The organism is Saccharopolyspora shandongensis (assembly GCF_900106995.1).
Taxonomy (GTDB): domain Bacteria; phylum Actinomycetota; class Actinomycetes; order Mycobacteriales; family Pseudonocardiaceae; genus Saccharopolyspora; species Saccharopolyspora shandongensis.
On the sequence record NZ_FNOK01000049.1, the window covers coordinates 30124 to 42811 of the forward strand.

Here is a 12688-nt window from a genome sequence, read left to right on the forward strand (position 1 = left end):
GCGCGGCATTCCGAAACGCCAGATACTGAACAGTTCAGCCCTTGCTGATATATCACTGATCGCTGTACTGTTCTGCCCATGCTGACGTGTGAGACGCGGGGCGCGGCGCTGGCCCGGCTGGGCAAGGCGCTGGCCGATCCGACCCGTTGCCGGATCCTGATCGCGCTGCTCGACGGGGAGAGCTATCCGGGCGTGCTCGCCGAGCAGCTGGGGCTGAGCCGCTCGAACGTCTCCAACCACCTCGCCTGCCTGCGCGGTTGCGGGCTCGTCGTGGCGACCTACGAGGGCCGCCAGGTCCGCTATTCCCTGGCTGACGCCCACCTGGCGCGCGCGCTCGGCGAACTGGTCCAGGTCGTGCTCGCCGTGGAAACGGATCAGCCGTGCCTCAACGACGCTCAGACCGAGGCGGCGCGGTGAGCGAGGATCGCTGCGCCGACGACTGCTGCGCGCCGGACACCAAGGCCGACCCGCAGCGACGAGCGGTGCTGGCTCGACGGGTGCGATGGCTGGTCGCCGCGACGATCACCTACAACATCGTCGAGGCGGTCGTGGCGATCTCGGCCGGAGCGGCGGCCTCCTCGACGGCGCTGATCGGCTTCGGACTGGACTCGGTGATCGAGGTCGCGTCCGCGGCCGCGGTGGCGTGGCAGTTCTCCGGCCGCGATCCCGAAGCCCGGGAACGGACGGCGCTGAAGGTGATCGCGGTGTCGTTCTTCGCGCTGGCCGCCTACGTCGCGGTCGAATCGGTGCGAACCCTGTTCGGCGCGGAGCCGGCGGACCACTCGACGGTGGGCATCGTGCTGGCGGCGGTGTCCCTGCTGGTGATGCCGTTCCTGTCGGCGGCCCAGCGCCGCGCCGGCCGAGAACTCGGTTCGGCCAGCGCGGTCGCGGACTCCAAGCAAACCCTGCTGTGCACCTACCTGTCGGGCGTCCTGCTGCTGGGACTGCTCCTGAACAGCCTCCTCGGCTGGTCCTGGGCGGACCCCGTCGTCGCCCTGGTGATCGCGGCGGTGGCGGTGAAGGAAGGCCGGGAAGCCTGGCGCGGCCACCACTGCTGCTGACCGTCGCGCTCAGGCGTTGGTGACCGATGCGTCGTCGTCGGCGCAGCACTGCGCCTCGGTCGCGCCGAAGGTCTGGGAGTCGGCTTTGACGACGTAGACCTCCCAGGGCTCGCGGCCGGGTCCGTGGACCCAGACCTTGTCCTGGCGGGCGTAGCAGCAGGTGGTGTCCTCCTCGACCTCGGTGAACAGGCCGAGCGCCGCGAGCCGTTCGGTGGCGTTGCCGACCTGCTCGGTGCTGTCGACCTCGACGCCGAGGTGGTCCAGCACCGTGTCCTGGCCCGGCTCGCCCTCCAGCAGGACCAGCTTGAGCGGCGGTTCGGCGATGGCGAAGTTGGCGTAGCCCGGCCGCCGCTTGGCCGGCTCGGCGCCGAAGAGCTTCGAGTAGAACGCGATCGATCCTTCGAGGTCGCCGACTCGAAGGGCGAGCTGCATGCGTGACATCGAATCCCCTTGCTTAGATGTTCATCTAAATAGACGACCACAGCTTGGACCTTTGTTTCGATATCTGTCAAGATAGACGCATGTCGAAACAAGAGGCCGAGGCGTGCTGCTCGCCGGTGATGCGGGAGCCGCTGAGCGCGGAGCAGTCGGCCGAGCTGGCCCGGGTGTTCAAGGCGATCGGCGAGCCGGTGCGGCTGCGGCTGCTGTCGTTGATCGCCTCGCACGCGGGCGGGGAGGCGTGCGTGTGCGATCTGACCGGGGCGTTCGAGCTGTCCGGGCCGACGATCTCCCACCACCTCAAGGTGCTGCGCGAGGCCGGGGTGATCGAGGGCGAACGGCGCGGGACCTGGATCTACTACCGCGTGCGCCCCGAGACCCTGCGGGCCGTCTCGTCCGTACTGGTGCCCGCCGGCGTCGAGGCGGTCACCGCATGACCCGGGCGGCAGAAGCCCCGGTGGCCCCGCGCTTGTCGACGCTGGACCGGCTGCTGCCGGTGTGGATCGGCGCGGCCATGGTGGCCGGCCTGCTCGCCGGGCGGTGGATCCCCGGCCTCGGCGCGTTCCTGGACGCCGTGCAGGTGGACGGCATTTCGCTGCCGATCGCGTTGGGCCTGCTGGTGATGATGTACCCGGTGCTGGCCAAGGTCCGCTACGACCGGCTGGACACCGTCACCGGGGACAAGCGGCTCCTGGTCTCCTCGCTGGTGCTCAACTGGGTCGTGGGCCCGGCGGTGATGTTCGCGCTGGCCTGGGTCTTCCTGCCCGACCTGCCCGAGTACCGCACCGGCCTGATCATCGTGGGCCTGGCGCGCTGCATCGCCATGGTGATCATCTGGAACGACCTGGCGTGCGGGGACCGGGAGGCCGCCGCCGTCCTGGTGGCGCTGAACTCGGTGTTCCAGGTGATCGCGTTCGCCGGTCTCGGCTGGTTCTACCTGTCGGTGCTGCCGGGCTGGCTCGGCCTGCCGCAGGTCGGGCTGGACGTCTCGGCGTGGCAGATCGCCAAGTCCGTCCTGATCTTCCTGGGCATCCCGCTGGTGGCCGGGTACGCGACCCGCAAGCTCGGCGAGCGCGCCAAGGGCCGGGACTGGTACGAAACCCGGTTCCTGCCGAAGATCGGCCCGGTCGCCCTCTACGGGCTGCTGTTCACCATCGTGATCCTCTTCGCCCTGCAGGGCGACCAGATCGTCGACCGGCCCTTCGACGTCGCCCGCATCGCCGTGCCGCTGCTGGCCTACTTCGCGATCACCTGGGCCGGTTCCTTCGCGCTGGGCAAGGCCATCGGGCTGAGCTACGAGCGGTCGGTGACGCTGTCGTTCACCGCGGCGGGCAACAACTTCGAACTCGCCATCGCGGTCGCCATCGCCACCTTCGGCGTCACCAGCGGACAAGCCCTGGCCGGGGTGGTCGGCCCCCTCATCGAGGTGCCCGTGCTGGTCGCCCTGGTCTACGTCTCCCTGGCCGCCCGCCGCCGGTTCACCGACCCCACCCGAACCACCCCGTGATCATCCTGGAGCGATCGTGACCCGCACCCCCGAAGTCCTGTTCGTCTGCGTGCACAACGCCGGACGATCCCAGATGGCGGCAGCCTTCCTGCAGCACCACGCCCGGGGAGAGGTGGCCGTGCGCTCGGCCGGCTCCGCCCCCGCGGAGACGATCAACCCGGCCGTCCTGACCGCCATGGGCGAACTCGGCATCGACCTGTCGAACGAGATCCCCACGAAGCTGACCACCGACGCCGTCGAAGCCGCGGACGTGGTGATCACCATGGGCTGCGGCGACGCCTGCCCGGTGTTCCCCGGCAAGCGCTACCTGGACTGGGAACTCGCCGATCCCGCCGGGAAAGGCGTCGACGAGGTCCGCACCATCCGGGACGAGATCGCCCGCCGAGTCCATGACCTCCTGGCCGAACTCGCCGCCGACCCGAGCGAGGACGACCGGTAGCAACGACCGAGGGCGAGATCGGCGGTCGGCGCCGATTCTTCCTCGCATACCAGCGTTTCCACCGGGCACGGGCGAATTTCGTTGGAGCGAGGCCGTTTCCAGGGCGACATCAAGACCATGCGGACTCGTCGTGATCAAGTGTCGGCCGTTCGTGGCATGCTCGCGCCGCAACGCTCCGACGAGAGAAAGCAACGACATGACCCTGCTCGACGACCACGGATCAGCTCTCCCGCTTCCCCCCGATCCGCTGAGCCCGGTGCCGGACGAGGTCGAACGCGGGCTGGCGGCGTACCGGGCGGGCGATGCCCGGGAAGCGCGGGCCCTGCTGACCGAGATCGCCGACGCGGGACGCACCGCCGTGTCCGGGCACGCGGCCATGTCGCTGGCGGGCATCGAACTCGGCGAGAACGGGCTCGACAGCTCCTGCCGGAAGCGGCTGGAGCAGGTCGCTGCGGGCGAGGACCCCTGGCTGGGTCCCTTGGCGGCCGTGCTGCTCACCCCGGATTTCCAGTCGTGCACGTCGTCGGACTCCGACCGCGTGCTCCTCGGGAGTCTCGCCGCTCAACTCACCGGCGCGCCGGAGGCGGCCCGCAACGGATTCGAGCAGGCCGCCGACGCCCTGGAGGGCACGGACGCCGGGGACGTCGCCAACATCCTCCTCGGCAACCTCCTGCTCCAGAGCGGTGACCCGGCCGAGGCTCTCAAGCCGCTGCGGAACGCGCGGCAGATGTGCGACGGACTGTTCGCCGGCTACGCGGGTCACCTCGAAGGGCACGTGCTCATCGGACAGGAGGAGGAACGCGCGAGCCAGGTGCTCAGCTACGCGCACAGGGAGTCCCACCCGGCCAGGGGCGGCGACAAGGGACTGCACCCGTGGGTCGCCGTCCGGTTCGGCGAACTGCTGGCGGGCAACACGTGGCTGGACCTCGTGTACGACCAGATGGAGAACAGCGGCGTGAGCCAAGGCGTCGTGGTCGGGGAGCCCTTCGAGTCCGCGTTCCACTTCGCGGAGATCAGCAATCCGGCGCTCGCCGACATCGGATTGCACCTGTTCCCAGGGGATTTCGAACCGGTGCACGCGGCCCTGGATCGCCTGAAGACCTGGAGCGACGAGCGGTACGAGCGAGCCAGGAGGCTGGTGCTCGCGCTCTACACCCTCGTCGAGGACAGCCGGGACGAGGAGATGTCCCTGGGCTTGAAGGAGCTGCGGGAGAGGCTGAGCCTCCCCAAGCCCCGCTGAGAGCGCGACGGCCCCGACAGCAACGAACCCCAGGTCCGCGACCTGGGGTTCGGGTGGTTCACCCGCGGATTCCGGGGTGACCGAAGGGAGTTGCACGAGTCAACGCCGAGAGGATGTGGGGGCCGGTCCACAGGAGACAGGCCCCCGCATCGGTGAATGTGCCCGCTACAGCCCGCAGGAGCCGCGGTCGAGCTGGAAGAACCTGGCGTTGGCCCAACGGCACAGCCACATCCCGACCATGACGCCGGCGATCGTGATGAGAGCGGGCAGGTAGCCGCTGGCGACCTGGATGATCGGGATCGCCGGGCAACCGCCCGAGATCGCCCAGCCGGTACCGAACAGCACCGCGCCGGGGATCACGCCGCCGTGGATGCGCCCTGGCGTGCGCCGGACACCCACCACGGTGAAGATCACCACGATGATCGCCACGGCCCCGGCGAAGGCGTACAGCATGCGCGGGTCCTGGAAGGTGAACATGCGGTTCAGCTCGGTGTAGTCGCCGAACCCGATGTTGGTGACGACGAAACCGAGAGCCAGCCCGGTAATGATGTTGGCAACGAGAACCGCGCCCCTGGTACGCATCAGATCACCTTCCACAGCAGGAACGAAACGGCAACCGCGGTGCCGAAGAAGACGGCAGTCGCAACGAGGCTGACCGGGCGCAGCCGGCCGCAGCCGCTGAGCCCATGACCGGAGCTGCAGCCCCCGGCCAGGCGAGTGCCGAAGCCGACGAGGATGCCGCCGACGAACAGCACGCCGATCATGACGTTCGAATCGGCGGTGACGAGCTGGCGGAAACCTTCGCCCATGTCGAAGCGGATCTCGAACCGGCCGGCGTTGATGGCTGCCACCCAGCCGCCGACGAAGATCGACAGGAGCAGAACCGCCTGGGTGATCAGAGGCGCCGAGCGCATGCTCGTGGTCGTGGCCCGCTCGCTCGCTGCGGGGGCGGCATCCTGGCCGTGCGTCCGCGCGCCACCGCGCATCACGTCCGGCGAGGTGGCTGCTTCAGGACGGGTCCCGAACTCCGCGGCGGTCGCCGCGGCGAACGCTTCCTCGAGTTCACGGTCGTCGGCGAACTGGGCCTCCTGCCGTTCGATGCGGCGTTCGGCACGCCAGTGCAAGACCCGATCCCACGCCGAGGACACCCCGAAGGACCGATCCGTGATCAGCGTGTAGTTGATGGTGACCAGGGCGAGCCCGATCGCGCCCGCCCACCAGGGCCAATAGGAACTCATGCGGGACCTCTCATCCACTCGGCGAGTCGGGTCCACCAGCGGCGTTTCGCGGCCCGCTCTCGGGCGGGCCGTGCTACCCGGTCCGAGGCTGGTGGGGTTCTTGGGACTTGTGGGGCCCGCGGAGGGGCCGGCGGGGGCTGTGGGGACTGCGGAGGCTGTGGCTGTGGCCGTGGCCGGGGGGACTGAGAGCGGAATGACGACTCGCGAGGCCTACTCAGGTCTGGTCTCGGCGCCGGTTCGAACCAAGCCACGTTTTCGGGCGACTCCGAGAGCAGCGGTGCCGGCGGGGTCGGTTCGGCCGTGGCGGACCGCTCGGCGGCTTTCCTGATGTGCCCCACGTCGGCACCGTTCGGGAGCAGCGAGATCGGAACGAGCTGGCCCCGGGACGCCAACTTGTACCGGGCGCAATCGTGCCATCTTTCATTGCTGTCGCAATAGGAGTCGCGCCAGCCGCTCAAACTTGCCTTCAACAACGGGAAGAGGGGGCATGATTGGGCGTGGGAGCAGCCCATATTACTCCGATCTGACCGGCTCATATCGCCCGGCCGGGGGTAGGCGACACGGCGCGATCCTGTCGTTTTCGTATTTTCACAACCGACCAGCGATCGCAGGGCGTAGCGGAATGCAACACACCGTAACGCGATCCCCCTCCGGATTATTAATACGACGTATCCTCCAGATCGTTACTCCCGTTACCCGCCCCCAACCAAGGTGAATTTCAATCAGAAAAGCATGCTGACCAGCGGTTTCCTGACTTGATTACGATTAAATAACAAACCATCGATGAACATAGATACTGCACCGTGATACGAGCGTTCCCAAATCGATGCTGGACTATGTGGAATTCGTCCTACTTTGTATCGCGCGGTTGTGCCTCCCGCCCGCGCCGCATAGAGGGTGCCGAAAGCCGGTGAAGTCACTACCGCGACCTGCTAACTCACATACCACACGCGCCCCTTTGCTGGTCAAATGGTGCATGCCGGACGAAGTCGCGGATTATTCGCCGGTCGCCGAGGGCACGGCCGAGGAACCTCGTTCGCGACTCACGGTCGTCGATGCCGCAGGACGCGTACCGTTACCTGCACAAATCACGAAAACGAACGCCCACTGGAGATGGTCATCTACGGACGTTCGCCGTTGTTTTGTGCACGACGAGAACCAAGGGATCGAGCGAAAGGCCGATACAAAGCCGCGCCGCCGCTATAGGACGAAGGCATCACCGAGCGGGCGGGACAGCGGCAGCAGTTGCTGTCCGGGGCCGGCCGCGAGGAGATCGACGACGGCGTGCGCCTGGTGGTACCCGCCGAGCGCACGGGTCAGATCGCTACGCTGGCCGCCGCTGAGCAGCAGTGTTGCCCGTTGTTCGACTTCCGCCTCCACCTCGACGGCCCCATGCTGCGACTGGAGGTGCGCGCCCCCGCCGAGGGCGCCGCGCTGCTCACCGAACTGTTCACCCCGGCGGCCTGACCCAGTCCCTCACCGCGCTGCTGGTTCGTCCGCACCCTGCAAGGAGCATGAACGTTGTCGTCCTCATCGGGCCTCGTCGCAGGCATGGAACGCCACCAGGTCGCCATCTACGTGGGCGCGCTCGCGACCGGGGCCATCGTGGGCTGGGCCGCCCCCGGTGCGGGGCCGGGCCTGGAGCAGGCCATCAACCCGGGCCTCGCCGCTCTGCTGTACGTGACGTTCTTGCAGGTACCGGCCGCCGAGCTGGGTCGCTCTTTGCGGGCGGGCCGGTTCCTGGGAGCCGCGCTGGTGGTGAACTTCGTGGTGGTGCCGCTGGTCGTCGCGGCCATGTTCGCCTTCCTGCCCGCCAACCAGGCCGTGCGATTGGGGGTGCTGCTGGTCCTGCTCACGCCGTGCGTGGACTACGTGATCGTCTTCAGCGGACTGGCCGGTGGCAACAGCCAACGGCTGCTCGCAGCCACACCACTGCTGCTGCTCGCGCAAATGGTGCTGCTGCCCGGCTTCCTGTTCCTGTTCCTGGGCTCGGACCTCGCCGACGTCGTCGAGGCCGGTCCCTTCATCGAGGCCTTCGGCATGCTGATCGTCATCCCGCTGACGCTGGCGTGGCTCACCCAAGCCTGGGCGGCTCGCCGGAAAGCCGGGCGGCGAGTGGCCGACAAGGTGAGCGCGCTGATGGTGCCGCTCATGGCCGCGACCCTGCTGACGGTGGTGGGCTCCCAGGTGCCGAAGCTCGGCGACGGCCTCGCCACGGTGGCCCGCGTCGTGCCCTTCTACGTGCTCTTCCTGGTCGTCATGGCCTTCGCCGGGCGCGCCGTTGCCCGCCTGTTCCGCCTGGACGCCCTGGACGCCCGCGCGATCGTGTTCACCGGCGCCACCCGAAACTCATTGGTGGTTCTCCCCTTGGCCCTGGCCCTGCCCGACGCGCTGGCCATCGCGGCGGTCGTGGTGGTCACCCAAACCCTCGTCGAGGTCGTCGGCATGGTGATCTACGTCCGAGCAGTGCCCCGGCTCCTACCTGCCCGCTGATTCCCGAGCCGGGCCACTCAGGCGAAGGGCCGCCCTTGACGAAGTGCGAGCAGCTCGCGGCAATCGTTCACGCCTCGACGAAGAAATCGATGGCCCGGTCGTAGTCCTCGACGACCAACGCCGCCAGCTCCACCTGCATCCTCGCGATCCTAGGTTGATCGCGAGTCCAGCTCGGTCGGCACCGACATACCCGCGGCGATGTCGGCCACGTCGCTCGGGTACAAGCGCGATCAGCTCTGGCAGACTGGCCCATATCCACCCCTGAGCGCACATCCGGTTGCAGAGGGTGACGGCGGCTCGGGCAGCTACCGCAGGAAGGATCGGGCCAGTGCAGGAACTGGGCTCTAGCGCATTCGACCTCGTGTTCCGTGGTCGGAGGGTGGTTCGAGACCGGGCGTTGGTGATGGCGATCGTCAACCGGACTCCCGATTCGTTCTACGACCGGGGCGCCACGTTCGAGGAGGACGCGGCCAAGGCGGCTGTCGATCGTGCCGTTGCGGAAGGTGCCGATGTGATCGACATCGGCGGCGTGACCGCGAGTCCCGGCGCGGAGGTCGATGCCGAGGAGGAGATCCGGCGGGTCCTGCCGACCGTCGAGTGGATCCGGGCAACGCATCCCGATGTCTTGATCAGCGTCGATACCTGGCGGCACGAGGTCGCCGATGCGGTCTGCCGCGCCGGCGCCGACATCATCAACGACGCGTGGGGTGCCGCTGACCCGCAGATCCTCGACGTGGCGGCAGCCCACGGGGCCGGCTACGTGTGCACCCATTCCAATCGCGTCCCTCGGGCGGAGCCGGTTCGCTCGGATTACGACGACGTCGTCACCGCGGTGCTGGACGAGACGGTGCGCCTGGCCGAGCTCGCCGAATCCAAGGGCGTCCCGCGCGGTGGCATCCTCGTCGACGGCACGGGATACGGGAAGAACACACCCGACCACCTGGCCCTGGTGGCGCGGGTGAAGGAGATCGTGGAAACAGGCTGGCCGGTGCTGATGGCGCTGTCGAACAAGACCTTCGTCCGCGAAAGCCTCGACCTCGACGTCGCCGATCGGGATGAGCTCCTCACGGGCACGTTGGCCGCCACCACGATCGCGGCCAGCGTCGGAGCAGCGATGTTCCGCGCACATCAGGTTCTGCCGACTCGGCGCACGTTGGAGATGGTCGCCTGCATCAACGGCACGCGGAGCCCGGCGCGAGCGCAGGAATGGATCTCGTGATGCAGCAGATCTGGCCAGAGCACGCCAGCCTCGACGATCAGCAGCTCGAACGCCTCTACACCTATCCCGAAGGCCGCCGCTGGCTTGCCGTCAACTACGTCTCCAGCGCTGATGGGGCCGTCGAAGTGGGCGGCCGCGCACGCCGACTCTCCAGCCCGGCCGACCAGAAGGTGCTCAAGCTCGGGAGCGACCTCGCGGACGTCCTGCTCGTCGGTGCCACGACCGCGATGGTCGAGGAGTTCCGCGGCGTGCACCCGGACGAGTCCACGCTCGAACTGCGTCGCCGTCACGGGCTCCGCGACGTCCCGCCGACCGCCGTGGTCACGACCGGAAGGTCCCTGCCCGCCGATGCTCCGGTGATCGTAGAGGCGGCTGCACCAACGCTGGTGATCACCTGCGCCGCCGCGCCGGTGAAGAAGCAGAAGGCCTGGGAAGCGGCCGGTGCCGAACTGCTGATCGCCGGGGAGGACACCGTCGACCTCGCCGCCGCGACCGAGGCGCTGGCCGAACGCGGCCTGAACCGAATCGACTGCGAAGGCGGCCCGCACCTGTTCGGCGGGCTCCTCACCGCCGGCGTGGTCGACGAGCTGCGGTTGACGATCTCGCCCCTGCTGGTCAGCGGCACGCACGAGCGGATCGCCACCGGGCTGCCACTCGACCCCATCGACCTGGAGCTGGCATCCGTCCTGACCGAAGACGGCGCGATGCTGGTCCGCTACCTGGTGCGGAACCGCCCGGCAAAGCCCTGAACCGCTCGGACGATCGGCGGTCCGTCCGCTATCGCCACATCATCAGTTGGAAAAGGCGCGGGCAAATCCAGCCAGATTTCGCGGGCAGGCCCATACCGCCCGCGTCATCCGGCCCCCGTACCAGGGCTGGGCCCCCTCCTCGTCGGGCCAGTTCTCCCCATCGGCCAATTCCGCCTCATGGGCGGCATCCCGCCCGGGAGAAACGTCCACTGGAGATGGTCGTCTGTGGGCGTTTGACGTTGTTCTGTGCACCAGAAGCCCGTGCGAGCAAGAGGCGTTGCCTGCCAACACCTTTGGTTACCTGCACGAACGCAGGAGGCGGATTTCGCATTGCCTGCCGCCGTTTGCCGATGCTTGCGGGTGATTGTCGGCAACAAGTCGGCAATCTCTCCGCTGCTCCCACCTCGCACGCTCGGCGGCATGACAGGACGTCGGCTTCAGCAAGACGGCGTCGAGGTCTGGCATGTCGACGACCGACGAGGTGACGATGCCCTGCGGACTGAGTCGCGGGTGTGTCCGCCCGGAGCGGAACCGCTGCCCCCGGGCGCTGGACCGGTGCCAGGATGACGGTGTGGCGGACATTCTTCCCTTCCATCAGAAGCGCACCCCCATGCCGGATCGTGAGCCGGAACCGCTATGGCGCGAGGTGCTGGGCCGGAGCCTGCGTGCGACCAGGGAGGAGCAGGGTGGCCGCCTCGTCGACATCGCGGAGCGGGCCGGTATCTCGCCGCAGTACCTGTCCGAGATCGAACGCGGTCGTAAGGAGCCCTCGAGTGAGATGATCGCCGCGGTCACGGGTGCGCTGGGTGTCGACCTGGCCGACCTGCTCGCCGGCATCGCGGGCGACGTCCGGCAGCGCCGCGGCGCAGGTCTCGCAGTCGGGCGCCGTCCCGCCGGGCCCGTGCTCATGGCCGCCTGAGACGCCGTCTCAGGTTCGATGATCGAGGACGCGGTCCGCGAGCCCGTAGTCGACGGCGCCCGCCGCGTCCAACACGCGGTCGCGGTCGGTGTCGTGCCGCAGGTCCGCGACATCGCGACCGGTGTGCGCTGAGAGGATCTCCTCCAGCTGGGTGCGCACCCGCACTACCTCGTCCGCCTGGATGATGAGGTCCGGGATGGTGCCGCGACCCTGCGCCGCGGGCTGGTGCAGCACCACCCGGGTGTGGGGCAACACGGATCGGTGCCCGGCCTCGCCCGCGGCCAGCAGCACCGCACCGGCCGCAACCGCCTGGCCCACGCACGTCGTCGCCACCGGCGCCTTGATGTAGCGCATCGTGTCGTACAGCGCGAGCATCGCGGACGGGTCACCGCCCTCGCAGTTGATGTACAGGTTGATCTCTCGTTCCGGGTTGTCCGCCTCCAGGTGCAGCAACTGGGCGATCAACGCGTTCGCCACACCGGAGTCGATCGCGGTGCCGAGGTAGACGATCCGCTCCGACAGCAGGTGCGAGTAGACGTCCATGATCCGCTCGCCGCCCACACTGCGCGTGATGACGTTGGGGATGGTGTAGGTGCTCATTCGCGGGCTCCCGTCGCCGAGCTGAGCCCCAGTTGGTGTGTACGCACGGGCACGAGCTGGCCGAGGCTGTCGACGATGTGGTCGATGAAGCCGTACTCGCGTGCTTGCTCGGTGGTGAACCAGCGGTCGTGCAGCGAGTCGGCGAAGATCCGTTCGATCGGCTGGCCGGTGTCCTCCGCGATGATCCCGAGCACCGTGTCCCGGGTGTGCCGCAGGTCGTCGGCCTGCACCTCCACCTCGACCGCCGATCCGCTGATCCCGGACGAGCCCTGGTGCATCAGGATGCGGGCGTGCGGGAGGGCGAAGCGTTTGCCCGGCGTGCCCGCGGACAGCAGGAACTGTCCTGCACTGCACGCCAGTCCCAGCGCGAGCGTGGCCACGTCGCACGGCACGAGCCGCATCACGTCACGGATAGCCAGCATCGCGGGGACCGAGCCGCCCGGTGAGTGGATCCACAGCGCGATGTCCTTCCTAGGATCCTCGCTCGCGAGGGACAGCAGTTGGGTGGCGAGCGCTGTCCCGTTGTCGTCGTCGAGCGCGCCGTCGAGGACCAGTACCCGCTGGCTGAAGAACCGTTCTCGGAGTCGGTGGTCGAACAGTGGCTGCTTCTCGTTGTCCGCCATGCCCCGACAATGCCGAAGCCCCGGTGCACTTCGCCGGTTTCTCTGCTGTGAGCGGATCAGCCCTCAGCAGCCCGGCACCGGACTCACTCCCGGCGAGTCCTGCGTGAGGCACGAGGTGATGCGGGCTTCGCGTGGGTGACCTCTCCACGCCAGCCTTCAGTC

Annotated in this window: 16 protein-coding genes; 11 read left to right on the forward strand and 5 right to left on the reverse strand. The window is 68.4% G+C overall.

What is annotated here, in order from left to right; genetic code table 11:
* The first annotated feature begins 78 nt into the window (after positions 1 to 78).
* Both cmtR and BLW84_RS35255 read left to right on the forward strand, forming a co-directional pair.
* Positions 79 to 417 carry a Cd(II)/Pb(II)-sensing metalloregulatory transcriptional regulator CmtR gene (gene cmtR, locus BLW84_RS35250; RefSeq protein ID WP_093274625.1) on the forward strand — a complete coding sequence of 113 codons (339 nt, stop codon included), beginning with the start codon at positions 79 to 81 and terminating at the stop codon, positions 415 to 417.
* Positions 414 to 1061, forward strand: coding sequence for a cation efflux transmembrane domain-containing protein (locus BLW84_RS35255; RefSeq protein ID WP_093274627.1), 648 nt, complete (start codon positions 414 to 416; stop codon positions 1059 to 1061). Before cmtR ends, BLW84_RS35255 begins: the two co-directional genes overlap by 4 nt.
* 9 nt (positions 1062 to 1070) lie before the next feature.
* On the opposite strand, the gene BLW84_RS35260 is transcribed toward BLW84_RS35255, so the two are convergent.
* Positions 1071 to 1502 (reverse strand): ArsI/CadI family heavy metal resistance metalloenzyme, encoded by a 432-nt coding sequence (locus BLW84_RS35260; RefSeq protein ID WP_093274630.1) that lies wholly within the window; start codon positions 1500 to 1502, stop codon positions 1071 to 1073.
* Positions 1503 to 1582: 80 nt separating this feature from the next.
* On the opposite strand from BLW84_RS35260, the gene BLW84_RS35265 reads away from it, so the two are divergent.
* The 4 genes from BLW84_RS35265 to BLW84_RS35280 all read left to right on the forward strand — a co-directional run bounded on the left by BLW84_RS35265 (position 1583) and on the right by BLW84_RS35280 (position 4685).
* Positions 1583 to 1936 (forward strand): ArsR/SmtB family transcription factor, encoded by a 354-nt coding sequence (locus tag BLW84_RS35265; protein WP_093274632.1) that lies wholly within the window; start codon positions 1583 to 1585, stop codon positions 1934 to 1936.
* Positions 1933 to 3006, forward strand: a complete 1074-nt coding sequence (gene arsB / locus BLW84_RS35270) for an ACR3 family arsenite efflux transporter (RefSeq protein WP_093274634.1) — start codon at positions 1933 to 1935, stop codon at positions 3004 to 3006. Before BLW84_RS35265 ends, arsB begins: the two co-directional genes overlap by 4 nt.
* Before the next feature lie 16 nt (positions 3007 to 3022).
* On the forward strand, positions 3023 to 3445 hold the full coding sequence (locus tag BLW84_RS35275) for an arsenate reductase ArsC (protein ID WP_093274637.1): 423 nt from the start codon (positions 3023 to 3025) through the stop codon (positions 3443 to 3445).
* A gap of 196 nt (positions 3446 to 3641) precedes the next feature.
* Positions 3642 to 4685: a hypothetical protein gene (locus tag BLW84_RS35280; protein WP_093274641.1), complete on the forward strand. Its 1044-nt coding sequence runs from the start codon at positions 3642 to 3644 to the stop codon at positions 4683 to 4685.
* Positions 4686 to 4850: 165 nt separating this feature from the next.
* On the opposite strand, the gene BLW84_RS35285 is transcribed toward BLW84_RS35280, so the two are convergent.
* Both BLW84_RS35285 and BLW84_RS35290 read right to left on the reverse strand, forming a co-directional pair.
* On the reverse strand, positions 4851 to 5267 hold the full coding sequence (locus tag BLW84_RS35285; protein ID WP_093274644.1) for a YeeE/YedE thiosulfate transporter family protein: 417 nt from the start codon (positions 5265 to 5267) through the stop codon (positions 4851 to 4853).
* Positions 5267 to 5923 carry a YeeE/YedE family protein gene (locus tag BLW84_RS35290; protein WP_093274647.1) on the reverse strand — a complete coding sequence of 219 codons (657 nt, stop codon included), beginning with the start codon at positions 5921 to 5923 and terminating at the stop codon, positions 5267 to 5269. The genes BLW84_RS35285 and BLW84_RS35290 overlap by 1 nt, the downstream gene beginning before the upstream one ends.
* A gap of 1245 nt (positions 5924 to 7168) precedes the next feature.
* Here BLW84_RS35290 and BLW84_RS35300 point away from each other — a divergent pair.
* The 5 genes from BLW84_RS35300 to BLW84_RS35320 all read left to right on the forward strand — a co-directional run bounded on the left by BLW84_RS35300 (position 7169) and on the right by BLW84_RS35320 (position 11303).
* The gene (locus BLW84_RS35300; protein WP_177226858.1) at positions 7169 to 7390 is read left to right on the forward strand and encodes a hypothetical protein; all 222 of its coding nucleotides are present in this window, start codon (positions 7169 to 7171) and stop codon (positions 7388 to 7390) included.
* An 84-nt stretch (positions 7391 to 7474) separates the two neighbouring features.
* Complete coding sequence (locus BLW84_RS35305) at positions 7475 to 8416, forward strand: bile acid:sodium symporter (protein WP_093274653.1); 942 nt, start codon at positions 7475 to 7477, stop codon at positions 8414 to 8416.
* A 403-nt stretch (positions 8417 to 8819) separates the two neighbouring features.
* Positions 8820 to 9635 (forward strand): dihydropteroate synthase, encoded by an 816-nt coding sequence (gene folP / locus BLW84_RS35310; RefSeq protein WP_093274756.1) that lies wholly within the window; start codon positions 8820 to 8822, stop codon positions 9633 to 9635.
* A complete protein-coding gene (locus tag BLW84_RS35315) occupies positions 9635 to 10384 on the forward strand; it encodes a dihydrofolate reductase family protein (RefSeq protein ID WP_093274660.1) in 750 nt (249 codons plus the stop codon). Before folP ends, BLW84_RS35315 begins: the two co-directional genes overlap by 1 nt.
* A 571-nt stretch (positions 10385 to 10955) precedes the next feature.
* Entirely contained in the window at positions 10956 to 11303 is a 348-nt protein-coding gene (locus tag BLW84_RS35320; protein ID WP_093274758.1) for a helix-turn-helix domain-containing protein, read from the forward strand.
* Positions 11304 to 11312: 9 nt separating this feature from the next.
* Here the strand turns inward: BLW84_RS35320 and BLW84_RS35325 are convergent, their stop codons facing one another.
* Together BLW84_RS35325 and BLW84_RS35330 are read right to left on the reverse strand one after the other, a co-directional pair.
* Positions 11313 to 11903 (reverse strand): ClpP family protease, encoded by a 591-nt coding sequence (locus BLW84_RS35325; RefSeq protein WP_093274663.1) that lies wholly within the window; start codon positions 11901 to 11903, stop codon positions 11313 to 11315.
* Positions 11900 to 12526, reverse strand: a complete 627-nt coding sequence (locus BLW84_RS35330) for a ClpP family protease (protein WP_093274666.1) — start codon at positions 12524 to 12526, stop codon at positions 11900 to 11902. The genes BLW84_RS35325 and BLW84_RS35330 overlap by 4 nt, the downstream gene beginning before the upstream one ends.
* Positions 12527 to 12688 lie beyond the last annotated feature (162 nt).